We start from the raw sequence: 21,697 nt of genomic DNA, 5'->3' as shown, positions 1-21,697 counted from the left end.
GCTGGCCGAACGGTCGCGGAAAACGGAGTCGGCGGGCGGGTCACCGCCCGGAGGGCACGGGCAAGGACGCCTTACTCGGTTTCCGTCTCGGGTTCGCGCTCGCCGTCGGCGCTTCCACCGCTGCTGCCGTCGGCGCTCCCGCCGCCGGTCCCGTCGCCGCCGGGGCCGCCGACCGGACTGCCGGAGGGGTCCATCTCCGCGTCCATCTCCTGGATGACCTCGTCGGGGTCGCGGATATTCGTCGCGTCGTTGCCCTCCTTGATGGCCTGGGCCTCCTGCTCCATCTCCTCGACGTCGACCTCCGCCTCCTGGTCGATCTGGCCGAGGATCTCCTCGATGTCGTCGAGGCCGAGCAGTTCGCGCGTCTCGCTGTCGAAGTCGAGACTGTCGAGTTCGCTCTCGCCGTTGGCCTTCGCCATGTCGCTCACGTCGCCGCCGGAGAGGTGCTTGCCGTAGCGGCCGACCAGCGAGGTGAGCTCCTGGGGCATGACGAACGTGGTCGACTCGCCCTGGCCGATATTTTCGAGCGTCTCCATTCCCTTGTCGATGATGGCGCGCTCGCCCATCGACTCGGCGGATTTCGCGCGCAGCACGGTCGAGATGGCGTCACCCTGCGCTTCGAGGATCTGCGACTGCTTTTTCCCCTGGGCGCGGACGATGTCGGACTGCTTCTCACCCTGGGCCTGCTCGATTGCGGAGCGGCGTTCACCCTGCGCCTCGAGGATCATGGCGCGGCGCTTGCGCTCGGCGGAGGTCTGCTGCTCCATCGCCTGCTGGACGTCCTTCGAGGGGTTGACCTCGCGGACCTCGACGCTCTCGACGCGGATCCCCCACTCGTCGGTGGGCTCGTCCAGTTCCTTCCGGATCTTCGCGTTGATCTCCTGGCGCTTGTTCAGCGTGTCGTCCAGTTCCATGTCGCCCAGGACGGCCCGGAGGGTGGTCTGGGCGAGGTTCGAGACGGCCTTCTTGTAGTTGTCGACCTCGAGGAACGCCTTCTTGGCGTCCATGACCTTGATGTAGACGACCGCGTCGGCAGTGACGGGGGAGTTGTCGCGGGTGATCGCCTCCTGGCGGGGCACGTCCAGCGTCTGGGTCCGCATGTCGAAGGCGTAGGTCTTCGAGACGAACGGCGGGACGATGTTGATACCCGGTTCGAGGAGTTTGCGGTACTCGCCGAAGACCGTCAGCGCCCGCTTCTCGTAGGCGTTGACGATCTCGACGGACTTGTAGACGACCACGACCGCCAGCAGCAACAGCAACACTGCGACGATCGGAAGGGCGCCACCGACGCTCTGCAACACTGGTGCGGGGCTCATACGTTCGAAGTTTGCCCCAGCCAGTCAAAAGTGTTGGGTGAGATACCACAGTTCCGGGTGGCGCCGAGGTCGGGTCGACGGTTCCGGACCGGGAGATGGCGCGGTCGGGACCGGGCGAGGATCAGGCCGTGTCCGTCTCGAACTCGCGGTCGCGACCGGAGCCCTCGGACCCGGAGTCCCCGGACTCGGCGTCCGGGTCGGCCGCGGCGTCGTCGGTCGGTGTCCCCTCGCTGTCGGTCTGCGTCCCGTCGCCGTCGGACGCCGTCCCCTCGCGCTGGCGTTCGCGGGCGAGCGCGCGGTCGATGTCGTCGACGCCGCCGGCGAGGGGTTCGACGGTGAGGACGTTGCCGCCGCCGGGGTCGACGACCATCACCTCGGTCCCCTCCTCGATCTCCCCGTCGACGCTCTCGGCGCGGTAGTAGGGGTTGAACCCGCCCTCGTCGAGTTTGACCTCGCCGCCGCTCCGCGAGACGTGCTCGGTGACGCGGCCAGTCTTGCCACGCAGGGAGTCGGAGTCGCTCGTCTGGTCGGTCCCCTTGCCCCCGTAGAAGTCGAACTGGCGGTAGACGTAGAGGGCCGCGCCCCCCGCCCCGAGGACGAGCCCGGCGAGGATCAGCGGCGCGAGGACGCCGAGACCGGGGGGCAACAGCAGGCCGACGAGCCCCGCCACCAGCAGGGCGACGCCGAGGACGACGAAGTGCGCGCCGGGGGCGAACGCCTCGGCGAACATCAGCCCGGCGCCCGCCAGCACGAGGAACAGCGAGAGGTTCGACCCGATCCACGACAGGACCGAGGTCTGACCGATCCACTCGAACATAGCGGAGATTCGGTCGCCTGCCCGAAAACACTTCTGCTCGTGTGGGTTTCCACCGCGGCGCCGTCCCCGGGCCGTCAGAACCGCACGAACACCGCGTAGACGACCGCCGTCACGGCGGCGACGCCGAGCGCGATCCCGCCGACCGTCGTCGGCGTCAGCGGCGTGACGATACTGGCGAACACCAGCAGGACCAGCAGCGCGCCGGCGGCGACGAACACCGCACTCTCCAGGCTCGGCGTGTCCGACTCGACGGGCAGGTCCGGCGTCACCGACCCGGCGACGTTGCCGCCGCCGTTCTCCCCGCTCTCTCCCCCGCTCCCGTCGCCGTCGTCGCCGTCCGTCCCGCCGAAGGCGACCGTCGGACCGTCGTCGTCCTCGTCGCCGACCGCCACGTCCCACTCGTCGCTCTCGTCGAGGGTGTCGGCCTCCTCGACGTCGCCGGTGTCGTCGCCCACCTCGTCGACGGAGAACCGCCACTCCTCCTCGTCGTCCCCGGCGTCGTCTGCCATGGCCGCTCGTTACGGCCGGCGACCAATAGGGCTTGTCGTCGCCGGCCGTGCCGTGGGCCGACTCCTGTCCGGTCCCGGACAGAAGCGTCGTTCTCCAAGCACTTTTGTTCCGGGCGGTTCCCCTCGGAGTATGCGAACGTGCCCTCCAGCCGAGCGGTGGCCGTCGCGGTGCGACCGACCGTCCGCCCGACAGCGGCGTGGCGTCGAACGCGAGTCCCGCGCGCGGGAAGCGGTTCCCACGCGGCCCGGGAGTTCCGGGGGTGAGCGACGGTGACCGACCCCGCCGTCGTCGCCGACGGACTGACGAAGCGGTACGGCGAGGAACTGGCCGTCTCGGACCTGTCGCTGTCGATCCCAGCGGGCGACGTGTACGGCTTCCTCGGTCCGAACGGCGCCGGGAAGACGACGACGATGCGGATGTTGACCGGGCTGACCCGCCCGACCGAGGGGACCGCGACGGTCGCCGGCGCCGCCGTCGACGACCGGCCGGCGCTGACCGAGCGGGTCGGCTACCTGCCGGCGGACCCGCCGGTCTACGACGAGCTGACCGGCCGCGAACACCTGCGGTACGTCGCGCGGCTCCACGAGCTGCCGCCGGACGAGGCCGGCGAGCGCATCGACGAGCTGCTCGCGCGGTTCGACCTGGCGGGCGACGCCGACCGCCGGATCGGAGAGTACTCGACGGGGATGGGGAAGAAGGTCGGCGCCATCGCGGCGCTGCTGGGCGACCCCGCGGTGGTCTTCCTCGACGAGCCGACCAGCGGGCTGGACCCGCGGGCCGCGCGGACGATGCGCGAGACCGTCGCGGCCGTCGCCGAGCGCGACGTGACCGTCTTCCTCTCCTCGCACGTGCTCTCGGTCGTCGACGAACTCGCCGACACCGTCGGCGTCATCGACGACGGCGAGCTCGTCGCCGAGGGGCCGCCGGCGGAGCTGAAACGCCGGGCCCGCGACGACGGCGAGACGGACCTGGAGACCGCGTTCCTCGACATCACGGAGGACGAGGATGTCCCCGACGAACGAGTCGAGGCCTGAGCGAGGAGCGGCGACGAGGGACCGGTCCGCGTCGCCGAGCCGGCGCGGGCGGTTCCCGTCGCCCGCCGTCAGCGCGACCGTCGCCAGGGTCGAGCTACGGCGGATGGTCCGGCGGGTCCGCGCCCAGGACGTGTGGCTCGCGATGGTCGCGCTGGGGGCGCTCGCCATCCTCGCGGTGCTCCCGATCGCCTTCGGCGCGGCCAGCGACTGGGGCGCGACGCTCGCGAGCGGCGACGCCGCCCCCGCTTCGACCGTCTCCCTGCTCGTCGCCAGCGGGTGGGTGTTCGTCCTCGCGATGGGCGTCGTCGCCGGCGTCGGCTCCTACGGCGAGATCGACGAGTCCGCCGCGATGTTGACGATCCGCCCGCCGAAGGACGTCGCGGGCGGACTCCTCCTGATGAACGCCGTCGCCTACCTCCCCTACGTGGTCGTCCCGTTCGGGGTCGGGTTCGCCGGCCTGGCCGCCGGCGCCGGCACGCCCCTGCCGCTGGCCGGCGGCCTCGCCGCGACTGCCGCGCTGCTGGTCAGCGCGATGACCGTCGGCTACCCCGTCGGGCTGGCGCTGAAGGGCGCCGTCCGCCGGTCGAAGTGGCTCTCGCGGCTCAAGCCCGCCCTCGGTGTCGTCGTCGCCGTGGCGTACTTCTGGGTGATGTTCGCCGGGCACCTCCCCGCGCTCATCGACGCCCTCTCGCCCGTGCTTCGCGGGCCGCCGCTCGCCTGGCTGGGCGACCTCGCGCTGGTCACCACGCCGGGCGCCGGCGCCTCGACGGTCGGCGCCGTGGCCGCGCTCGGCCTGACCGTCGCCGCCGCCCCGGTCGGCGTCCTCGCGACGGTCGGCGCGGCCGAGTTCGCGTGGTTCACCGACGAGCAGCGCGACGCCGACGAGGAGTCCGAGCCCGCCGCGGCGTCGGGCGCCGCGTCCGGGACGGTCACGCCGACGGGTTCGACCCAGCTGGGGGACGCGCTCGGGCTGGTCTGTCGCCGGCGGGGCACGGTCGGCGTCGCGGCGACGACGCTCGTCCGCGCCTACCGGGCGCCGCTGCAGTTGCTGTTCGCCGCAGTGCCGCTGCTGTTCGCGCTGCCGATGGTCGAGGGCGCGCTCGCGACCGGGACGGTTCCGTCGTACGCGCCGTGGTTCGCGATGCTGTACGGCGCGTGGGCGGCCGGCGTCGCCGCGCCGCTCAACCTCCTGGGCAACCAGGGCGCGGCGCTCCCCGGCCTCCTGACTTCCCGCGCGAGCGGCCGCGAAGTCGTCCACGGGACCGTCCTCGCGGTCGTCGCCCCCGCGGCCCCCGTCGCGGCGGTGCTCTCGGGCGCGGCGGCACGCGCGAGCGGGCGCTCGACCCCGGAGTCCGTCGGCTTCGCGGCGCTCGCGCTCGTCGTCGTCGCCGGCGGAAGCGTCCTCGCGGCCGCGGTCGGCGCGCGGTTCCCCCGCTTCGACGGGGTCGACGTGACCGCCGACCGGACGGCGACGCCGCCGAGCAAGGCCGCGTTCTCGCTGTACTCGATTCTCGCCGTCCTCGGCGTCAGCGCCGCCGGCGTCCTCACCGACGAGGTCTATCGGCTGGTGATCCACTCGCTGCTCGCTCCCCGACTCCCGTTCGGCCTCTCGCTGTCGGTCGCCGGGCTCGAACGGGTCGCGCTGGGCGTCGCCGTCGTCCTCGTCGCGGCCGTGCCGACGGCGTACGTCCTCGCGGTCCGGCGGGTGAGCGACTACCACATCGAGTAGAAGGAAGGCGCCAGCCAGGAGGACCCTACCGGATCTTCGTGCCGGGTTCGGCGTCGCCGTGGGTGGTCAGCAGGTCGGCCTCCTCGCCGGCGGCCAGCACCATGCCGTTGGACTCGACGCCGAACAGCTCCGCCTTCTCCATGTTCGCCAGCAGGACGACCTTCGTGCCCGGGAGCTCGTCGAGGTCGTGCAGTTGCTTGATGCCGGCGACGACCTGCCGGGTCTCCAGGCCGATGTCCACTTCGAGGCGGGCAAGTTTGTCCGAGTCCTCGATGGGTTCGGCGGACTCGATCCGGCCGACGCGGATGTCCAGCTCCTCGAAGTCGTCGAATCCGATCCGGCTCTCCGCAAGGGCTTCTACGTCCATACTCCCCTCGTCGCTCCCCGCGGCCTCGTCGGTTTCGGTTCCGTCGTCACTGCCGTCACCGTCGTCCTCGGCGACTTCCTGGACACGGTCCTCGAGCTTCTGGTTCAGTTCCTCGACGCGCTCGTCCTCGATCTTCTCGAACAGCTCGGTGGGTTCGCCGAAGTCGGCGGGCGGCGCCTCCAGCGCGGCGTCGAGCGTGGCGTCGGCGACGGACCCCTCCTCGCCGAGCTGGTCCCAGAGCCGTTCGGCGGTGTCGGGGGTGGCGGGGTAGACGAGCACGGCGACGGCCTTGGCGACCTGGACGCAGTCGCGGATGACCGGCGCGGCCTCGTCGTCGTCGAGGTTCCACGGCTCGTGGCGCTGGATGTACTCGTTGCCGAAGCCGGCCAGGTCGACGGCCGCCTGGGTGGCCCGCCGCGTCGAGTAGTCGTTGACGGCGGCCTCGAACTCCGCGACCGCGTCCTCGATGCGCTCGCGGACCTCCGCGCTCACGTGGGCGTCGGGCGTGCCGCCGAAGTTGCGCTCGGCGAACAGCAGCGAGCGGTAGGCGAAGTTGCCGACGTTGCCGACGAGCTCGCCGTTGACCCGCTCGGCGAAGCGGTCCCAGGAGAAGTCGATCTCGTCCTGGAATCCCCCGACGGTGGTGAGGTAGTACCGCAGCGTGTCGGGGTGGAACCCCTCGTCGAGGAACTCCCGGGCCCAGATCGCGCGGTTGCGGCTCGTCGAGAACGCGTCCCCGTCGAGGTTCATGAACCCGCTGGCGACGACGGCGCGCGGTTCGTTGTAGCCGGCGACCTGGAGCATGGCCGGCCAGAAGATCGTGTGGTGCTGGATGATGTCCTGGCCGATGATGTGGACGATCTCCCCGGAGTCGGGGCCGCCGGCCTCGACGCCGACCTCGCCGGCCTTCCAGGCCTGTTCCCAGTCGTAGGTGTCGGCGCCGACCCGCTCGGTGTACTGCTTCGTCGAGGCGATGTACTCGATCGGCGCGTCGACCCAGACGTACAGCACGAGGTCCTCGCCGTCGTCGCCGGGGTAGTCGAAGCCCCAGTCCAGGTCGCGGGTGATACACCAGTCCTGGAGGCCGTCCTCGATCCACTGGCGGGGCTGGTTGCGGGCGTTGCTGGTCCCCTCCAGCCGGTCGAGGAAGTCCGAGAGGTAGTCGGCGAGTTCGGAGACGCGGAAGAACTTGTGGGTGCGCTCGCGGTACTCCGCGGGGTTGCCGGAGATCGTCGAGACGGGATCCTCGATCTCGCCGGGTTCGAGGTGGCGGCCGCAGCCCTCGTCGCACTCGTCGCCGCGGGCGTCGGCCCCGCAGTACGGGCAGGTCCCCTCGACGTAGCGGTCGGGCAGCGGCTGGCCCTCCTGGGGGTCCCAGGCGACCTTGATCGCCCGTTCCTCGACGTAGCCCTCCGCCTCCAGCGCGTCGACGATCTCGTAGGTAACCTCGCGGTTGGTGTCGTCGTGGGTGTGGCCGTAGTTGTCGAAGTCGATGTCGAACTTCGGGAACGTCTCCTCGTACTGTTCGTGCCACTCCAGGGCGAACTCGGCGGGGTCGACGCCGTCCTCGATGGCCTGGACGGCGATCGGGGTGCCGTGCATGTCCGACCCGCAGACGAACGCGGTCTCCTGGCCGAGTGTCTCCAGCGCCCGCGAGAGCACGTCGCCGCCGACGTACGTCCGCAGGTGGCCGATGTGCAGGTCGCCGTTGGCGTAGGGCAACCCGCAGGTCACGACCGCTGGGTTGTCAGTGGGGAACTCCTCGTGGCTCATACTACTCGATACCTCCAGTCGGCTCTTTAACGCGGTGATTCGCTGTCATCGTGGATCGCTGCCGTCGGGATCCGCTCGCTGGTCGGCCTGTACTCGGTCGGATGCCGGCCTTCCCCGCCGTCGACCGGCCGGGCCGGAGCCCGGCTGGGGGTATGAGCCCGCGGCGGTGCGGTGGGTCCACCCGGCGCTAGAAGGAGGCGCGCATACGCATACGGCGGGTGGACGGGACTGCCATCACCAGTCGGTGTGGCCGCTCGACACAAAAAGGTTGCCGCCGCGCGGCTGTGACTCACTCCCAGGTGATCTTCACGAGGAAGGCGAGCGCGAGCAGTTCGAGGACGTTCAGCGCCATCATGCCGCGCTGGGCGACGGGGGCGGCCGAGTAGACCCAGCCGTGGAAGGTGCTGTGGACGTAGAGGAGATAGACCGCCAGCAGATTCTCCGCGAGGAGAAAGGCGCCGAAGACGAGCAGGCCCAGGGTGTGTTTCGCGCCGTGGGCCCGGTAGTTGCGCGCCCAGACCGCGGTCAGGCCGACCAGCAGGGCGACGTTGGCGACCACGGCGAGCCGGGCGGCCTCGAACCACAGGGTCATTGCTCGCTCACCCCTTTGCGATGCTCCCGCAAATAGCCTGTCCAAATTGTCTCCCGACTCCACGGTCCCGGGGGCCGGCCCGTCCGCGGACTCGCGGCCGGCGGCCGGTCGGTCGTCTGCTCGTCGCTCGGCGGCTCCTCGCTCGACGGGTCGGTCGGTCGGCGGTCTGGTCGGCAGGTCATGAATCGTCCTCCAGGACGGTCGCGAGGACCTCCTCGACGGTGTCCCAGTTGGCGCGACACTGGTCGGTCGGCAGGTAGACGGCGCCGTAGTCGTCGCCGCTGGCCTCGACGACGTTGTTGTCCGCCAGCACGTCGAGGTGGTGGCGGACGGTGGTGTAGTCCAGCTCCAGGTCCTCGGCGAGCTGGTTGGCGTTGCGCGGTCGCTCGTCTATCGCACGGAGGATGCGCGCCCGGTTGTCACCCCCACGGGTGCTGGCGAACACGTACCACAGCACCCCTTCCATTACCCCGAACAGTGACTCGGCCCCCTTGTAAGCGCACCGGCGGCGGTAAGGGGCCGCGACGGCGGTCGATTCCGGGGGGACGGCCGGTTCGCGGACGGGGCCGGGGTGCGGACCGCGGTCGTCCGGGCGGGGACCGCGACGCCGGCCTCGGCTCACAGGTTCGCGACGGCGCCCCGGAAGAAGAGGATCCAGACGAGGAACCGGCCGATGCTGCCGACGAAGGTCGCGGCGGCGAACTTGAGGTAGTCGTCCTCGAGGACGGAGAAGGCGTAGACCGAGAGGGTGTCTGGGAAGGCGGGCACCGACAGCGCCAGCGCGAGGCCGGCGTAGCCGTACTTCTTCGAGAGCTGGACGACCTTCGTCTGGGACCACTCGATGACGTCGAACCGCGACCGGCGGAGCCACCGGATGACGGGCCCCGACTCCTTGGCCTCCTGGCCGATGTGGAACGCGAAGACGCTGCCGCCCGCCTTGCCGACGCTGGCGACGAGGACGACGATCGCGAGGTTGGCCCACAGCGGCAGACCGAGCCGGAGCTGGTCGGCCAGCGGGAGGACGATCTCCGAGGGCAGCGGGAGGATGAAGGTGATCAGAAAGGAGTAGACGAAGACGATGAGCAGCCCGGCGGGGCCCGTCGCGGTACAGACGGCGGTGACGACGGCGCCGCCGGGGTCGCTACAGGAACTGCCCAGCAGGAGCGCGGGGACCTCGACGGGGAGCACGACCGGCGGTAACGCGCGGGGTGTCGTAAACTTTCATGTTCGCCCCACTCAGTACCAGTCGAGGTCGGCGACGAACGACCGCAGCATCGAGCGGGTGACGTGGGGCATGCAGACGACGCGCATCTCGTCGGCGCCGGTCTTCGAGACGCGCCACCCACGCGAACGCAGCTCCTCGGTCATCGGCACCGACAGGTCGGCGGCCACCAGCGGCAGGTCCGGCTCGACCACGTCGTGGCCCCGGGCGGCGAGCTGGTCGGCCAGCCACTCGGCGTTGTCCATCGACCGCTCGTACTGCTCGCGGTAGCCCTCCGGCCACAGCGCGTCCATCGCCGCGACGGCGCTGGCGACGCCCGCGCCGCTGCGCGTCCCGGTCAGGGTCACCTGCGAAGTCGACTCCAGATAGGGCGTCCGGATGGCGAGTTCGTCCAGCAGTCCGCGGTCGCGGACCAGCAGCCCGCCGGCGGGGATGGCGGCCTGGCCCATCTTGTGGGGGTCGATCGTCAGCGTGTCCACCGCGGCGTCGTCGAAGCCCCACGCGTGGTCGGTGAAGGGGAGGACGAACCCGCCCCAGGCGGCGTCGACGTGACAGAGCGCGTCGACCCCGTGAGCGAGGTCGGCGACCTCGGGGACCGGGTCGACGTAGCCGTACTCGGTCGACCCGGCGACGGCGACGACGCAGACGGTGTCCTCGTCGACGAGTTCGGCCAGCGCCGCGGGGTCGGCACGGTGGTCGGTCGTCGGGGCGGTGCGGTACTCCACGTCGAGGAGGTCGGCGGCCTTGGTAAAGGAGAAGTGAGCGCTCGCGGGGGCGACGACGTTGGGGTCGTCGGTGTCGGCGCGGTTGCGGGCGATCCGGACGGCCTGGATGTTGGCCTCCGTCCCGCCGCTGGCGACGTAGCCCTCGGGGTCGGGGTGGCCGGTCACCTCGCCCAGCAGGTCGACCGCCCGCCCTTCGAGGGCGGCGACGCTCTCGTAGGTGCCGGGGTCGCCGGGGTTGGTCGCCAGAAAGCGTTCGGCCGCCTCCCGAGCCGCGGGGTGGGGTTCGGTACACATCGACGACAGGACGCGCTCGAAGTCCTGCGGCTCGGCCAGCTGCATACCCACAGGCAGGGAGGCGACTCGTTTAGCTCCTGCGGTGTCGGAGCCGGCGGTTCACGGGGCCGAGGCGGCCACGCCGTCCAGATGCGCGGTCACCTCGTCGACGACCCCGGGGTCGTAGGTCACCACGCCGGCGTAGGTCCCCGGTCGCTCCTCCGCGGCGATCAGCGCGGACTTGGCGTCGTCGTCGCCGGCGCCGTCGAAGGCGACGACCCAGAAGTCGGTGACTTCCCCCGTCTCGTCGCGGTGGACGGCGACCCCGTCGATGGCGGGCGGTTCCCAGTCGGGCTCGCCGAAGACCGTGACGGACAGGTCGGTCGTCCCCGCCAGGTGTTCGTACATCGGGACCTGCGACCGAAAGGCCGACAGCGACTGGAAGGTCGCGTAGAGGCTCCCCCGACCGGTCCGCCAGGCGCGGTCCTCGACCTCGCGGGCGGTCGCCACCAGCCGGGCCTTCTCGTCCATCTCGAAGGCGGTCCCCGAGAGCAGCCCGACCAGCTCGCGGTACGCCGACGCCTCCGCGGTCGCGTCCCAGGGCGCGCCCCCGGAGGGGTCGCGCAGTTCGTCGAACGCCGCCGCCGGGACGGCGCCGAGGTACTCCCCGTCGCGCTCGACGACGAGATAGCCCGACTCCTCGGGGATCGGTAGCGACTCGTGGCGCAGGTCGGCGTCGAACCGGTCGAGAACGGGCGCCAGGTCGTCGTACGGCTCCGGGCCGAAGGTGGTTATCGTCTTCCGCGGGCCGCGCGCCCGCTCGCGCAACTCGCGGAGCGGCGATCCCCCGTCACCCGCCATCCTCCGCCCCCGTGTCGCCGGTCGGGGCGAGCAGGCCGCCGAGGTCGACCCCCGTCTCGGTCGTGTCGGCGGCCAGTGCCGCGTCGACGGCCGCCCCTTCGTCGACCGAGAGCGGGACGAGCGTGACTCGCTCCTCGTCGGGCTCGTACTCGACGAGTCCGGCCGCGTCGAGCGCCGGCAGGTGGACGTGGTGGAGCGCGACCCGCACGTCCTCCCGGGCGACCGGCCGGTCGGGTCCCGGCCCCGCCTCCGCCCACCCGGTCACCAGGTCCGCGAGCGTCCCGACGGACGCCGACTCGTGCTCCCGCAGGTAGTAGAGAACGATGCGTCTGTCACCGTCGGCGAGCGCCCCGAACAGGCGGGACGTGATTTCCTCATTATTCATAGTCGTATTTCTCCCCCCGCGCGCAAATATCTATTGGGGGACAGATTCCGCCCGTCCCGTTACCGGAACACACCCGTCCGAAGGCCAGACCCGACCGGTTCCGGGCCAAGCTGGACCGGCCGGGTCCGGACCGACCGGGCGAGTTCGAGCGGGTCCGCTCGGGCCAGGAGCGATACTGCGGCCGCGACGCGCCCGGACGACTACCGACACTTATAGCGGCGGCCGTTCTATCCCGTGGTATGTCCACCGAGCAGTCCCTGGAGGGCGACGCGGCGATCGTGACCGGCGCGAGTTCCGGCATCGGCGAGGCGACGGCCCACGCGCTGGCCGAGGACGGCGCGGACGTGGCGCTGGCCGCCCGCCGCGAGGAACGGCTCGAATCGATCGCCGCCGACCTCGAAGACGCCTACGGCGTCGAGACGCTGGTCGTGCCGACGAACGTCCGCAGCGAGGACGCCGTCGACGCCTTAGTCGAGAAGACCGTCACCGAGTTCGGCGGGCTCGACCTGCTGGTGAACAACGTCGGCGTCGTCGCCGGCGACGGCGTCGACGACCTCTCGACGGAGGACTACCGCACGATGATGGAGGTCAACGTCGACGGCTACTTCTTCGCGACCCGGGCCGCGCTGCCCCACCTCCGGGAGTCGTCGGGCACCGTCGTGTTCATCGGGAGCTTCGCCGGGCAGTACCCCCGACCGTTCAACCCGGTCTACGCGGCGACGAAGTGGTGGGTCCGCGGGTTCGCCAAGAGCGTCTCCGCCGACGCCGGCGAGGACGACGTGGCCGTCACCACTATCAACCCCGCCGAGGTCCGCAGCGAGTTCGCCAGCGAGAGCGGCGAGTCCTTCGAGGAGCGGTTCGACTACGGCGAGGTCTCCGAGCCTACCGAGATCGCCGACGCCGTCCGCTTCGCAGCGAAGCAGGACCCGTCGATGGTCTCGGAACTGGACCTCTACCGCCGGGACAAGCTGACGTTCTTCTGAAAACGAGCGGTGTCTATTACCGAAATTTAAATGCGAACGGGCCACATCCCGGAGCGACTCTATGGGTTTGCGCGGGCTACTCGGTTCCGAGGAGGCGGAGGAACACTCTGAGTCCAGAGGCGAGTGGAACGAGAACAGTTTCCCGGCGTGGAATTCCGAGGAGGACGCGTTGAACGTTGCACGAACCGATGCACGGCAGTCGCTCGATCAGACGATTCACACGATCCGCGACATCGACGAAACCGCGATGTCGACGCTCAGAATCGATCTTATCATCATCGGATTGGTACTGACTGCGGTTACGTCCGTCCCGGCCACGCTTCGACTGGGCAACGTCGTTTCGATACTCGGGTTCGTGTCGATCCTCGGTTCGGCACTCCTCGCACTTGTCACAAACATCGGTTCGAACTATCCGACCGGGGTCAGCGCGGACTATCTCAGGGAGTTCCGGGCGTCGTCCTGGAGCGAACGCGAGTGGAACGAGTGGATGATCAGAGAGTACGAGTCCTGGCTCGCCGACGCGAGTCAGATGGCCGACGGTGACGCTCGGGCGCTGTTCTACACGCAGCTGACGCTCGCTCTGGGTATCGTGCTTCTGGTTGCCGGCATCCTCCTCGGTGTGACCGGGCGACCACCGATGGATCCGCTCGTCGAGGTCGGAAACCGAAGCGTACGGGCGACTGGATCAACTTTTTATGTTGGACCACAGTACGTACGGGTATGAGCGAGTCTCCGAAGACTGGCCGAGAGGTCGAAGAACAACGTGTCCGTCGGGGACCCAAGTTCATCTCGGATTTCGTCCGGTCGCTAGCGAAATCGGACGATTCCGACCAGTCGTAGCTCTTCTTTCTCGCGTCGAGGATCCGCTGCCCGTCGGTTCGACGAGTAGTTCCGGAACGTCGATGCCGGGGGAAACGACCGACGGACTCGGAGCGGTCTCTGCTCAGCGCACGTCGTCGAGCAGCAGCTTCTGCTCGACGCGCTTGACCTCGTGTTGCACGTCGCGGACGGCGTCGATGTTCGCGGAGATGGAGGTGACCCCCTCGTTGACGAGGTGGTCGACCATCTCGGGCTTCGAGGCGGCCTGGCCGCAGATGCTCGTGGCGACGCCTTCCTCGCGGCAGGTCTCGATGGTCTCGCTGATGAGCTTGAGCACGGAGGGGTGGAGTTCGTCGAACCGGTCGGCGACCCGTCCGTTGTTGCGGTCGACCGCCAGCGTGTACTGGGTGAGGTCGTTCGTGCCGAACGAGACGAAGTCGATGCCGGCGTCGGCCATCGCCTCGACGCCCAGCGCCGCGGCGGGCGTCTCGATCATCACGCCCCAGTCCTGCTTGTCGGGGTCGATGCCCTCCTGTTCCATGAGCCGGCGGGCGCGCAGCACGTCCTCGGCGTCGTTGACGAGGGGGAACATGATCTCGACGTTGTCGTAGCCCAGTTCGAACAGCCGGCGGAAGGCGGCGAGTTCGTGGGCGAAGAGATCGGGGCGGTCGAGGCTGCGGCGGATCCCGCGGTAGCCGAGCATCGGGTTGTGCTCGGCGGGCTCGTCGGCGCCGCCCTCGAGCTGGCGGAACTCGTCGGTGGGCGCGTCGAGCGTGCGCACGCGGACGGGCCGGGGGTAGAACTCCTCGGCGACGCCCCGGACCCCGTCGACGATCTCGTCGACGTACTCGTCGGCGCTGTGGTCCTCGATGTATCGCTCGGGCGTCTTGTTCGTCGAGAGGATCATGTGCTCCATCCGCAGGAGCCCGACGCCGTCGGCGCCGGTCGCGGCGGCCCGCTCGGCCGCGTCGGGGATGGAGACGTTGACCTTGACCTCCGTGGCGGTCATCGGCTTGACGGGCGCCTGGGGGCGGACCTCCTCGACGGGTTCGCGCTCCTCGCCGCCGGTGGCGTCGCCCTGTTCGACGGTGCCCTTCTCGCCGTCGATGGTGACGACCTGGCCGTCGTGCAGCGTCTCCGAGCCCTGCTCGGTGCCGACGATGGCCGGGACGCCCAGTTCCCGCGAGACGATGGCGGCGTGGCTAGTCATACCGCCCTCGTCGGTGACGATGCCGGCCGCGCGTTTCATCGCCGGCACCATGTCGGGGGTGGTCATCTCCGCGACGATGATGTCGCCCTCCTCGACCTTGTCGAGGTGGTCGAGCTTGCGGACGATCCGGGCCGGCCCCGACACGCGGCCGGGGCTGGCACCGATGCCGGAGAAGACGACGTTGCCCTCCGATCCGCCGCTGCTCCCGCCCGAGTCGGCCGCGGCCGCGCCGCCGTCGGCGACGCCGGCCACGTCGTCGACGCTGTTGGAGGCCCCCTCGACCTCCTGGGCGTCCTCGTCGATGGTGGTGATCGGACGCGACTGGAGGACGTACAGCTCGCCGTCGGCGATGGCCCACTCCACGTCCTGGGGGTCGCCGTAGTACGACTCGATCTCGTCGCCCAGGCCCACGAGCCGGTCCAGTTCGTCCTCGGAGAGGACCTGCTGGTCGCGCCTGTCCTCGGGGACCGGCCGCTCGATGGTCTCGCCGGTCTCCTCGTCGCGGACGTGCATGACCTTCTTGGTGGCGACGGTGGCGTCGCGCAGCTCGCCCGTCTCGCGGTCGAGGACGTACTTGTCGGGGGAGACGGCGCCGGAGACGACCGCCTCGCCCAGCCCCCAGGCGGACTCGATGATCGCCTGCGGGGCGCCCGTGGTGGGGTGGCTCGTGAACATGACGCCGCTCTTCTCGGCGTCGACCATCAGCTGGACGACGACGGCGATGTTGACCACGTCGTGGGAGAAGCCCTGCTCCTGGCGGTAGTAGATGGCCCGCTGGGTGAACAGGGAGGCCCAGCAGTCCCGGACCCTGTCGAGCAGGCCCGAGCGGGTGACGTTGAGGAACGTCTCCTGCTGCCCGGCGAAGGAAGCGTCGGGCAGGTCCTCCGCCGTGGCCGACGAGCGGACCGCCACGGAGGCGTCGCCGTCCTCGACGGAGTCGTAGGCCGCGAGGATCTCCTCGCGGATGGAGTCGGGCAGTTCGGTCTCCGTGATGAGCTGCTGGGCGCGCTCGGCGGCCTCCGCCAGCGCCTGGGAGTCGTCGACGGAGACATCGACGGCCTCGAACAGCTCCTCGTCGATGCCGGTCTCCTCGATGAACGACCGGTACGTCTCGGCCGTCACGACGAACCCGGGTGGGACCGGCAGCCCCGCCGATGTCAGCTCCCCCAGGGATGCGCCTTTACCTCCGACCGAGTCGAAATCCTCGGTCGTGATGTCGTCCAGCCAGAGTAATGCCATGACCGTACCCACAGTGTCGCCGAGGACGCCCAAGAACTTTCCGGCCCGAATACCGGTAAAAACCTTGCGCTAGAGGCGGTAACGGCGACGTTCTGTCGAACATTGTTTCGCTTCCGAGTCCCTGTGGCACTCTCGCACGGTCACCACTCACAGAGTGTCGGGACCGGACGGATCGCCGTACCGCTGGCGGATCAGGCCTCGATGATGTCGTCCTCGTCGCTCTCGGGGATCGCGAGGTCGCCGTCGAGCGTGGTGACCGCCCGGCCGCCGACCCGCGGCGCGGTCACGCCCTCCTCGCCCTCTCGGGTGTCGACCAGCACCCGGCCCGGGCGGTCGAGGAAGTGCCCTTGCTCGAACACGAGCGGGTCGTCGGCGTCGAGCGCACCCTGGTAGCGCAGGTACGCGCCCACCGCGCCGCTGGCGGTCCCGGTGACGGGGTCCTCCGGGATGCCCGCCAGCGGGACGAACGCCCGCCCGTGCAGGGTCGCCTCGCCCTCCAGGGTGTCGAAGGTGAAGGCGTAGAGCCCCTCGGTGCCGTTCATCTTGCAGAGTTTCTCGATCGCGTCCAGGTCGGGGTCGACCGCCGACAGTTGCTCGAAGTACCCCACCGGGACGACGAGGAAGGGGAGGCCGGTCGAGGCGCGGGCGATGGGCAGGTCTTCGCCGACCTCCGACAGGGCCGCGGTGTCGAGCCCGAGCGCGTCGGCGGCCTCCTCGATCGACACGTCGACCTCCCGGATCTCGGGCGGCGACTGTGTGAGCCAGACGGTGCCGTCGGGCTCGACTTCCACGTCGAGGGTCCCCACCTCGGTCTCGACGGTGTGCTCGCCGTCGGCGACCTCGCCGCGCTCGGCCAGCGACGCGAACGCCGCGACGGTGGCGTGCCCGCAGAGGTCGACCTCCCGTTCGGGCGTGAAGTAGCGCAGCCGGCGGTCGGCCTCCGCAGAGGGGAGGACGAACGCCGTCTCGCTCGCGCCGAGTTCGGAGGCGATGGCTTCCATCTGGTCGTCGGCGAGGTCGTCCGCCTCGGGGACGACCCCCGCCGGGTTGCCCGCCATCGGTTCCGTCGTGAACGCGTCGACGAGGTGGACGCGACGGTTCTCGGTCATGTGTACTCCGTTGCCTACCTGCACAATAAGATGCCGGGTGAACGGGTCGCATTCGTGCCGTCGGCATCGCGACCGCGCAGCACCGCACTCCTGCTGGCGCCGCAAACAGCGTGAAAGCCCCGACGCGTTCGACTCCCGCGGTTCGCTGCGCTCCTCGGTCGTTCCACTCCCTGCGGTGTCTGAGGGCGACGGCCTCAGATTAGCGGGACCTCCGGTCTCGCGTCACTTGCTTCACCGGGGTTCGTCGAACGCGTCGCCCCTTTCATTCCCACCCGTTTCTCCTGTCGATCTGTCTGTGCGGGTGGGAATGAAAGGGGCCGTCATCGGGCGACTTCGTCGCCCGATTGCTCGGGAGAGCTGCGCTCTCCCGGTGCTCGCGCCGGGAAGACGGGCGACGCAAGCACCGCAGGGCGAAGCCCGAGGAGCGCAGCGAGCCCCTCGACCGGAGCGAGCGGGGGCTTTCACGCTGTTCGCGGTCGACGGATCACTCCTGTGGTCGGCGGTCGCGGTGCTGGTGCTGCAGTCCGCTCCTCGAAGAGTTTCAACTACTTCAGATCGGGTCGAGTTCGCCGGCGTCGTCGGTGACGAGGTCGTCGATCTCGTCCTCGCGGGTGTCGGCCTGCTGCTGGATGTTGGACTTGGCGTCGACGGCCTGCTCCTGGAGGGCGTCGATGCGGTCGACCTGGGTGACGTTCGAGAGCAGGACCGCGACCGAGAGCGTGTCGGCGTCCTCGCGTGGGTCGTCGCCGGCGAGGACCTCGACGCTGTCGGTCTCGCTCTCGAGCCACTCGCGGGCGCGGCGGAGGCCCTTCTGGGAGAACTCCGAGGGCGGGCCGGAGACGACGATCAGCGAGCGCTCGGCGGAGTCGATGTCGGCGGGGATCGTCAGCCGGGACCTGACGGCCTTGCGGACGAGCCCGTGGACCTTCATCGTGAGGTCGCTCTCGTCGTCGGCGTCCTCGTGGCCGTTGGTGAACCGATCGATGAGGCCTCCGTCCCCGTGCGTGGTCGACTCGACCTCGGTGGAGGCGAAGGCGATGGAGCTGACGCCGCCGGTCGCGAGGGTGCGTTTCACGTCCGAGGAGTCCATGGCGGCCTCGGAGATGCGCGAGCCGTCGAGCTCCCCGGCGGCGAGCAGGGTGACGACGCGGCGGGCGATCTCCTCGTTGGTGCGCTCGTAGCCCATCTCCACGGAGTCGCCGTGCTGGCGCCAGGTATCGTTGTCGAACAGGACGAGGTTCTCGGTGGCCTCGGTGAACGACGTGAGCGAGCGGGCAGCGTTGAACGCGGGGCGGCCGCCCTCGTCGGCGCTGGGGAGCACGCCCAGGCCGTAGACCGGCTCGGCGTAGCGGTCGCTCAGGGTCTCGGCGAGGACGGGCGCGCCGCCGGAGCCGGTGCCGCCGCCGAGGCCCGCGACGACGAGGAACCCGTCGATGTCGTGGATCGGCACGCCGTCCATGGCGCGTTCGATCTCGTGGTGGTCCTGGCGCGCGATGGTCGCGCCGACCTCGGGGTCGGCGCCGGCGCCGCGGCCCTTGACGCGCTGGTCGGTCTGCCCGATGAGGATGCGGTTGTCCCGAGGCACGTAGTCGAGCTTTGCGAGGTCGATCTCCGCGGAGTTGACCGCGAGCGCGAAGCGACACAGCGACCGGCCCGTGTCCGACTCGAAGGCGAGCAGTTTGTCCACGACCTTCCCCCCGGCGTTGCCGAAGCCGATGACGGCGAGGTTCATGCGTGCCCGTCGGGCGTGTGTTTCGTTAACTATGAGCCGCCTTCTCGGCCGTCGCGGGACGCAACCGGGGCTTACTCGACGCCGCCGCGCCGCCGGGGGGCGCCCGGACCCGCAGGGTACACGGATCGAACCCGGAACTATCCGGCAACCACTCGACGAGAGCGGACGACCGCTCGGCGGAGTCCGGTGGAGCCCCAGGCCGCGGCGGGACCGACCGGATTCGGAAGCGTTGAGGCGCGCGCGGTCGACCCCACGGGCGTGTCGCTCCTCTCGATCTTCGGGTCGGCGATCCTCCCGGTCGTCGCGATGGCGGCGCTGGGGTACGTCCTCGGCCGGGCGAAGGACGTGGAGGTCGACCCGCTGAACACGACGGTCGTCTACGTCCTCGCGCCGGCGCTGGTGTTCCACAGCGTCGCGACGACCGACCTGAGCGGCGCGACGCTGGCCGGGATCGCCGCCGGCGTGACCGCGTTCACCGTCGTGATGACCGTCCTCGCGGAGGGGGTCGGGCGCCTCGCCGGCGTGCGCGAGCCCATCCTCTCGGCGCTGGTGCTGGTGAGCGTCTTCTCGAACTCCGGCAACTACGGGATCCCGCTGTCGGCGTTCGCGTTCGGCCCGACCGGCCGCGACACGGCGGTGATCTTCCTGACGGTCCAGGGCGTGCTCGTCTACACCGTCGGCGTCTACATCGCCGCCCGCTCGGGCAGCGACGACTGGACCGAGGGACTGAAACGGGTGTTCGCGGTGCCGCTGGTCTACGCCGTCGCGGCCGCGCTGGCCGGGCGCGAACTGGGCGTCCTCCCGCCCGCGGGGTCGACGCTCATGGAGACGGTCGGCATGCTCGGCAACGCATCGATCCCGCTGATGCTCATCATCCTCGGGATCGAACTCGCCCGGACGGACTACGGGGCGACCCTGCGGACCGTCGGGACGGCGACGGTCCTGAAGATGGCCGTCGCGCCGGTCGTCGCCGTGGGGATCCTCGCCGCGGGCGCCGCCGCCGGCGCCGGACTGGAGAACCGGACCGTCGCGCGGGTGTTCGTCCTCGAGGCGTCGACGCCGTCGGCGGTGACGCCGCTGATCCTCCTCATCGAGTTCGGCGACTCGACCCCCGTCGACGGCGTCACCGTCTCCGAGTTCGCCAGCACGGTCGTCCTCGTCACGACGCTCGTCAGCCTCCCCGCGATGACCGTGCTCATCTCGCTGCTGCAGTCCGGCGTGGGGTAGTTATCAGTCTCCGGGGTCGAATCAAGCCAGGCGACTTTGGAGACGCTGGTCGATATCGAATCGTAGAACCACGGCAATCAGGATCAGCGAGGCGATGGCGCCCACGGCGAAGACGGCTGCAGCGTCCGTCGTATCGGCCGGTGCGTAGACTGCTGCCGGGACGAACAGTACTACGAGCAACACAGTGGAGACCCTGACGAGTCTCGACTGATCCCTGAACCTGCTCGTCTTCGCCGCTTCGCCCGTAGTTTCCTCTCGTGCCACCAGAGACGCCACCCAGACGACCGCGGCAGGGACGACGTACGCTAGCGTTCCCGCGAGAAACAGTTTCGGGTAGAGACTTGGGTACAACGGCAGCACGGCTCCCAGTACGAGCGCGTAGAGTGTGACCGACACAATGCCGAGTGCCATTTTGTCCGCATGTCGGTCCATAACGTTTCAATTTGTGTTCTCGTTCTATTTAAACGTGACCTTTATAGATCATGTGGTATTAATATGTTTAGTATGTAGGAACGTTGTGGTGAATGGGGAAATGAATTAACAACCATATGATGTGTAGAACGTAAGTTATATTTGGTTTGGTATAACTATATGATATATATGTCCGATAAGAAAGGGTATAACCGAAGATCGTTTTTGGCCCAATCAGCAATTGCGACATCCGCAGTATCTCTTCCGATAACTGTTTCTGCTCAGGAGTCGAAATCGGCCCGATCAAATACAGTGGCGGATGAAAAAGATGATTATCGCGATCTCATTCAAAAAGTCGAGGAGACGGCTTCAAACCAAGGTGAAATTGTAGATATTATTACGAAGAAACCAACTGACGAAAAAATACGCCAGTCACTAGTCTTTGAATCCGGAGCACGGCGGATACTCCATCTCAGAAAAAGTCTGAGAATATAACAGTAGCACGGTTCCGTGGGACTGAGTACGAAATGCTAAAAGACGATGAGAAGCTCAGTAGTCTAAACCCGCCAGAACATCCGAATAAGGGTGCGAATACGGACAAGTCCAAAGAGCTGGCTGTAAGCCAAATGGATCCTGAGGGGCCTTCTGGAGGTTCCGATTGGGAGACTGTTACCATCGGGTCGGACAAAGAATTCTTCGTAGAAACCGACTCCCGATCAAGAACAGTCAGAGATTATTTGGGAGGGAGTGCAACAGCTGATACAAATGGCACAAAGTGTCTGATAAAAACAAAATCTGCATTTGCTGGTATACCCGGTGCGTATGCACAAACCTGGGTCAGCTTTGAAGTCCAGTCAGATGGGGGTTCGCCATCAGATAAACACTGTGACATCTCTATCTCCACAGAATATGCTGCTAGCTGGCTGACAGTTACTATCCCGTATGTTAAAGGCTCAGCAGGAGCGGGAGCGTGGAAAGTCGGTGTATATGTCTATGACTACGAAGCAGGAGACTGGTTAGAGAGAGAATTGGTTGCTGAAGGTAAGGCCGCTCTTGAAGATGTCCGGCAAAAAAGGGGTAGTGATGAAGTAGAAATGGGCGTCAATCTAGAAGCAGGTAAAAATACGGTGTCGGCCTCTATGCGGGTGCTCACACTGCGACAATCTTCGCGTCGCATGCATCTATCGATCTCCACTCCGATGGTGCATACGATGGATACGCAGACTGGGATTCGATTGAATTCAGCTGGAGTTAACCAAGACCTCCCGTCTTCGACTTGACGATTCTGAGAGATCCGTCTCTCGTGAAATGTTCGGACGGTTGTTTTCCTCCGGGTTTAAATTGCTGAGCTTATCTGATTAAA

The 21,697-nt window shown here is 68.6% G+C and carries 21 protein-coding genes; 7 read left to right on the top strand and 14 right to left on the bottom strand.

Annotated features, from left to right (window positions below; all coding sequences use genetic code 11):
* Window positions 1-71: 71 nt before the first annotated feature.
* From ACMGFG_RS14535 to ACMGFG_RS14525, 3 genes are all read right to left on the bottom strand, one after another.
* The gene (locus ACMGFG_RS14535; protein ID WP_436931046.1) at window positions 72-1,316 is read right to left on the bottom strand and encodes an SPFH domain-containing protein; all 1,245 of its coding nucleotides are present in this window, start codon (window positions 1,314-1,316) and stop codon (window positions 72-74) included.
* A 121-nt stretch (window positions 1,317-1,437) separates the two neighbouring features.
* Window positions 1,438-2,133 carry an NfeD family protein gene (locus ACMGFG_RS14530; RefSeq protein WP_436931045.1) on the bottom strand — a complete coding sequence of 232 codons (696 nt, stop codon included), beginning with the start codon at window positions 2,131-2,133 and terminating at the stop codon, window positions 1,438-1,440.
* A gap of 74 nt (window positions 2,134-2,207) precedes the next feature.
* On the bottom strand, window positions 2,208-2,642 hold the full coding sequence (locus tag ACMGFG_RS14525; protein ID WP_436931044.1) for a DUF7312 domain-containing protein: 435 nt from the start codon (window positions 2,640-2,642) through the stop codon (window positions 2,208-2,210).
* Window positions 2,643-2,912: 270 nt separating this feature from the next.
* On the opposite strand from ACMGFG_RS14525, the gene ACMGFG_RS14520 reads away from it, so the two are divergent.
* Window positions 2,913-3,677, top strand: a complete 765-nt coding sequence (locus ACMGFG_RS14520) for an ABC transporter ATP-binding protein (protein WP_436931043.1) — start codon at window positions 2,913-2,915, stop codon at window positions 3,675-3,677.
* A 103-nt stretch (window positions 3,678-3,780) separates the two neighbouring features.
* A complete protein-coding gene (locus tag ACMGFG_RS14515; RefSeq protein ID WP_436931042.1) occupies window positions 3,781-5,406 on the top strand; it encodes a hypothetical protein in 1,626 nt (541 codons plus the stop codon).
* A gap of 25 nt (window positions 5,407-5,431) precedes the next feature.
* On the opposite strand, the gene metG is transcribed toward ACMGFG_RS14515, so the two are convergent.
* The 7 genes from metG to ACMGFG_RS14480 form a co-directional block, all read right to left on the bottom strand.
* Window positions 5,432-7,546, bottom strand: coding sequence for a methionine--tRNA ligase (gene metG, locus ACMGFG_RS14510; RefSeq protein ID WP_436931041.1), 2,115 nt, complete (start codon window positions 7,544-7,546; stop codon window positions 5,432-5,434).
* A gap of 289 nt (window positions 7,547-7,835) precedes the next feature.
* On the bottom strand, window positions 7,836-8,138 hold the full coding sequence (locus ACMGFG_RS14505) for a DUF8036 family membrane protein (RefSeq protein WP_436931040.1): 303 nt from the start codon (window positions 8,136-8,138) through the stop codon (window positions 7,836-7,838).
* 178 nt (window positions 8,139-8,316) lie between these two features.
* Window positions 8,317-8,604 carry a winged helix-turn-helix domain-containing protein gene (locus tag ACMGFG_RS14500; RefSeq protein WP_436931039.1) on the bottom strand — a complete coding sequence of 96 codons (288 nt, stop codon included), beginning with the start codon at window positions 8,602-8,604 and terminating at the stop codon, window positions 8,317-8,319.
* 152 nt (window positions 8,605-8,756) lie between these two features.
* Entirely contained in the window at window positions 8,757-9,326 is a 570-nt protein-coding gene (locus tag ACMGFG_RS14495) for a YqaA family protein (protein WP_436931038.1), read from the bottom strand.
* A 48-nt stretch (window positions 9,327-9,374) separates the two neighbouring features.
* Window positions 9,375-10,424 carry a tyrosine decarboxylase MfnA gene (gene mfnA, locus ACMGFG_RS14490; protein WP_436931037.1) on the bottom strand — a complete coding sequence of 350 codons (1,050 nt, stop codon included), beginning with the start codon at window positions 10,422-10,424 and terminating at the stop codon, window positions 9,375-9,377.
* Between the two features lie 54 nt (window positions 10,425-10,478).
* On the bottom strand, window positions 10,479-11,219 hold the full coding sequence (locus ACMGFG_RS14485; RefSeq protein WP_436931036.1) for a DICT sensory domain-containing protein: 741 nt from the start codon (window positions 11,217-11,219) through the stop codon (window positions 10,479-10,481).
* Window positions 11,209-11,604: a DUF7344 domain-containing protein gene (locus ACMGFG_RS14480; protein WP_436931035.1), complete on the bottom strand. Its 396-nt coding sequence runs from the start codon at window positions 11,602-11,604 to the stop codon at window positions 11,209-11,211. Before ACMGFG_RS14480 ends, ACMGFG_RS14485 begins: the two co-directional genes overlap by 11 nt.
* 239 nt (window positions 11,605-11,843) lie before the next feature.
* On the opposite strand from ACMGFG_RS14480, the gene ACMGFG_RS14475 reads away from it, so the two are divergent.
* Both ACMGFG_RS14475 and ACMGFG_RS14470 read left to right on the top strand, forming a co-directional pair.
* Complete coding sequence (locus tag ACMGFG_RS14475) at window positions 11,844-12,587, top strand: SDR family oxidoreductase (protein WP_436931034.1); 744 nt, start codon at window positions 11,844-11,846, stop codon at window positions 12,585-12,587.
* A gap of 61 nt (window positions 12,588-12,648) precedes the next feature.
* The gene (locus ACMGFG_RS14470; protein ID WP_436931033.1) at window positions 12,649-13,311 is read left to right on the top strand and encodes a hypothetical protein; all 663 of its coding nucleotides are present in this window, start codon (window positions 12,649-12,651) and stop codon (window positions 13,309-13,311) included.
* A 219-nt stretch (window positions 13,312-13,530) separates the two neighbouring features.
* Here ACMGFG_RS14470 and ppsA read toward each other — a convergent pair whose 3' ends face one another.
* From ppsA to ACMGFG_RS14455, 3 genes are all read right to left on the bottom strand, one after another.
* Entirely contained in the window at window positions 13,531-15,855 is a 2,325-nt protein-coding gene (gene ppsA, locus ACMGFG_RS14465) for a phosphoenolpyruvate synthase (RefSeq protein ID WP_436931032.1), read from the bottom strand.
* Window positions 15,856-16,046: 191 nt separating this feature from the next.
* Entirely contained in the window at window positions 16,047-16,964 is a 918-nt protein-coding gene (locus ACMGFG_RS14460) for a PhzF family phenazine biosynthesis protein (RefSeq protein WP_436931031.1), read from the bottom strand.
* Between the two features lie 550 nt (window positions 16,965-17,514).
* Window positions 17,515-18,696: a tubulin/FtsZ family protein gene (locus tag ACMGFG_RS14455; RefSeq protein ID WP_436931030.1), complete on the bottom strand. Its 1,182-nt coding sequence runs from the start codon at window positions 18,694-18,696 to the stop codon at window positions 17,515-17,517.
* Window positions 18,697-18,954: 258 nt separating this feature from the next.
* On the opposite strand from ACMGFG_RS14455, the gene ACMGFG_RS14450 reads away from it, so the two are divergent.
* Window positions 18,955-19,923, top strand: coding sequence for an AEC family transporter (locus ACMGFG_RS14450; protein WP_436931029.1), 969 nt, complete (start codon window positions 18,955-18,957; stop codon window positions 19,921-19,923).
* 21 nt (window positions 19,924-19,944) lie between these two features.
* Here the strand turns inward: ACMGFG_RS14450 and ACMGFG_RS14445 are convergent, their stop codons facing one another.
* On the bottom strand, window positions 19,945-20,334 hold the full coding sequence (locus ACMGFG_RS14445) for a hypothetical protein (RefSeq protein ID WP_436931028.1): 390 nt from the start codon (window positions 20,332-20,334) through the stop codon (window positions 19,945-19,947).
* A gap of 189 nt (window positions 20,335-20,523) precedes the next feature.
* On the opposite strand from ACMGFG_RS14445, the gene ACMGFG_RS14440 reads away from it, so the two are divergent.
* Together ACMGFG_RS14440 and ACMGFG_RS14435 are read left to right on the top strand one after the other, a co-directional pair.
* On the top strand, window positions 20,524-20,829 hold the full coding sequence (locus tag ACMGFG_RS14440; protein ID WP_436931027.1) for a hypothetical protein: 306 nt from the start codon (window positions 20,524-20,526) through the stop codon (window positions 20,827-20,829).
* Window positions 20,830-20,861: 32 nt separating this feature from the next.
* Window positions 20,862-21,614 carry a hypothetical protein gene (locus ACMGFG_RS14435; protein ID WP_436931026.1) on the top strand — a complete coding sequence of 251 codons (753 nt, stop codon included), beginning with the start codon at window positions 20,862-20,864 and terminating at the stop codon, window positions 21,612-21,614.
* The last annotated feature ends 83 nt before the right edge of the window (window positions 21,615-21,697 follow it).

This window comes from Halosimplex halobium (assembly GCF_051414055.1).
Taxonomy (GTDB): domain Archaea; phylum Halobacteriota; class Halobacteria; order Halobacteriales; family Haloarculaceae; genus Halosimplex; species Halosimplex halobium.
This window is presented reverse-complemented; position numbering and strand designations above follow the sequence as displayed.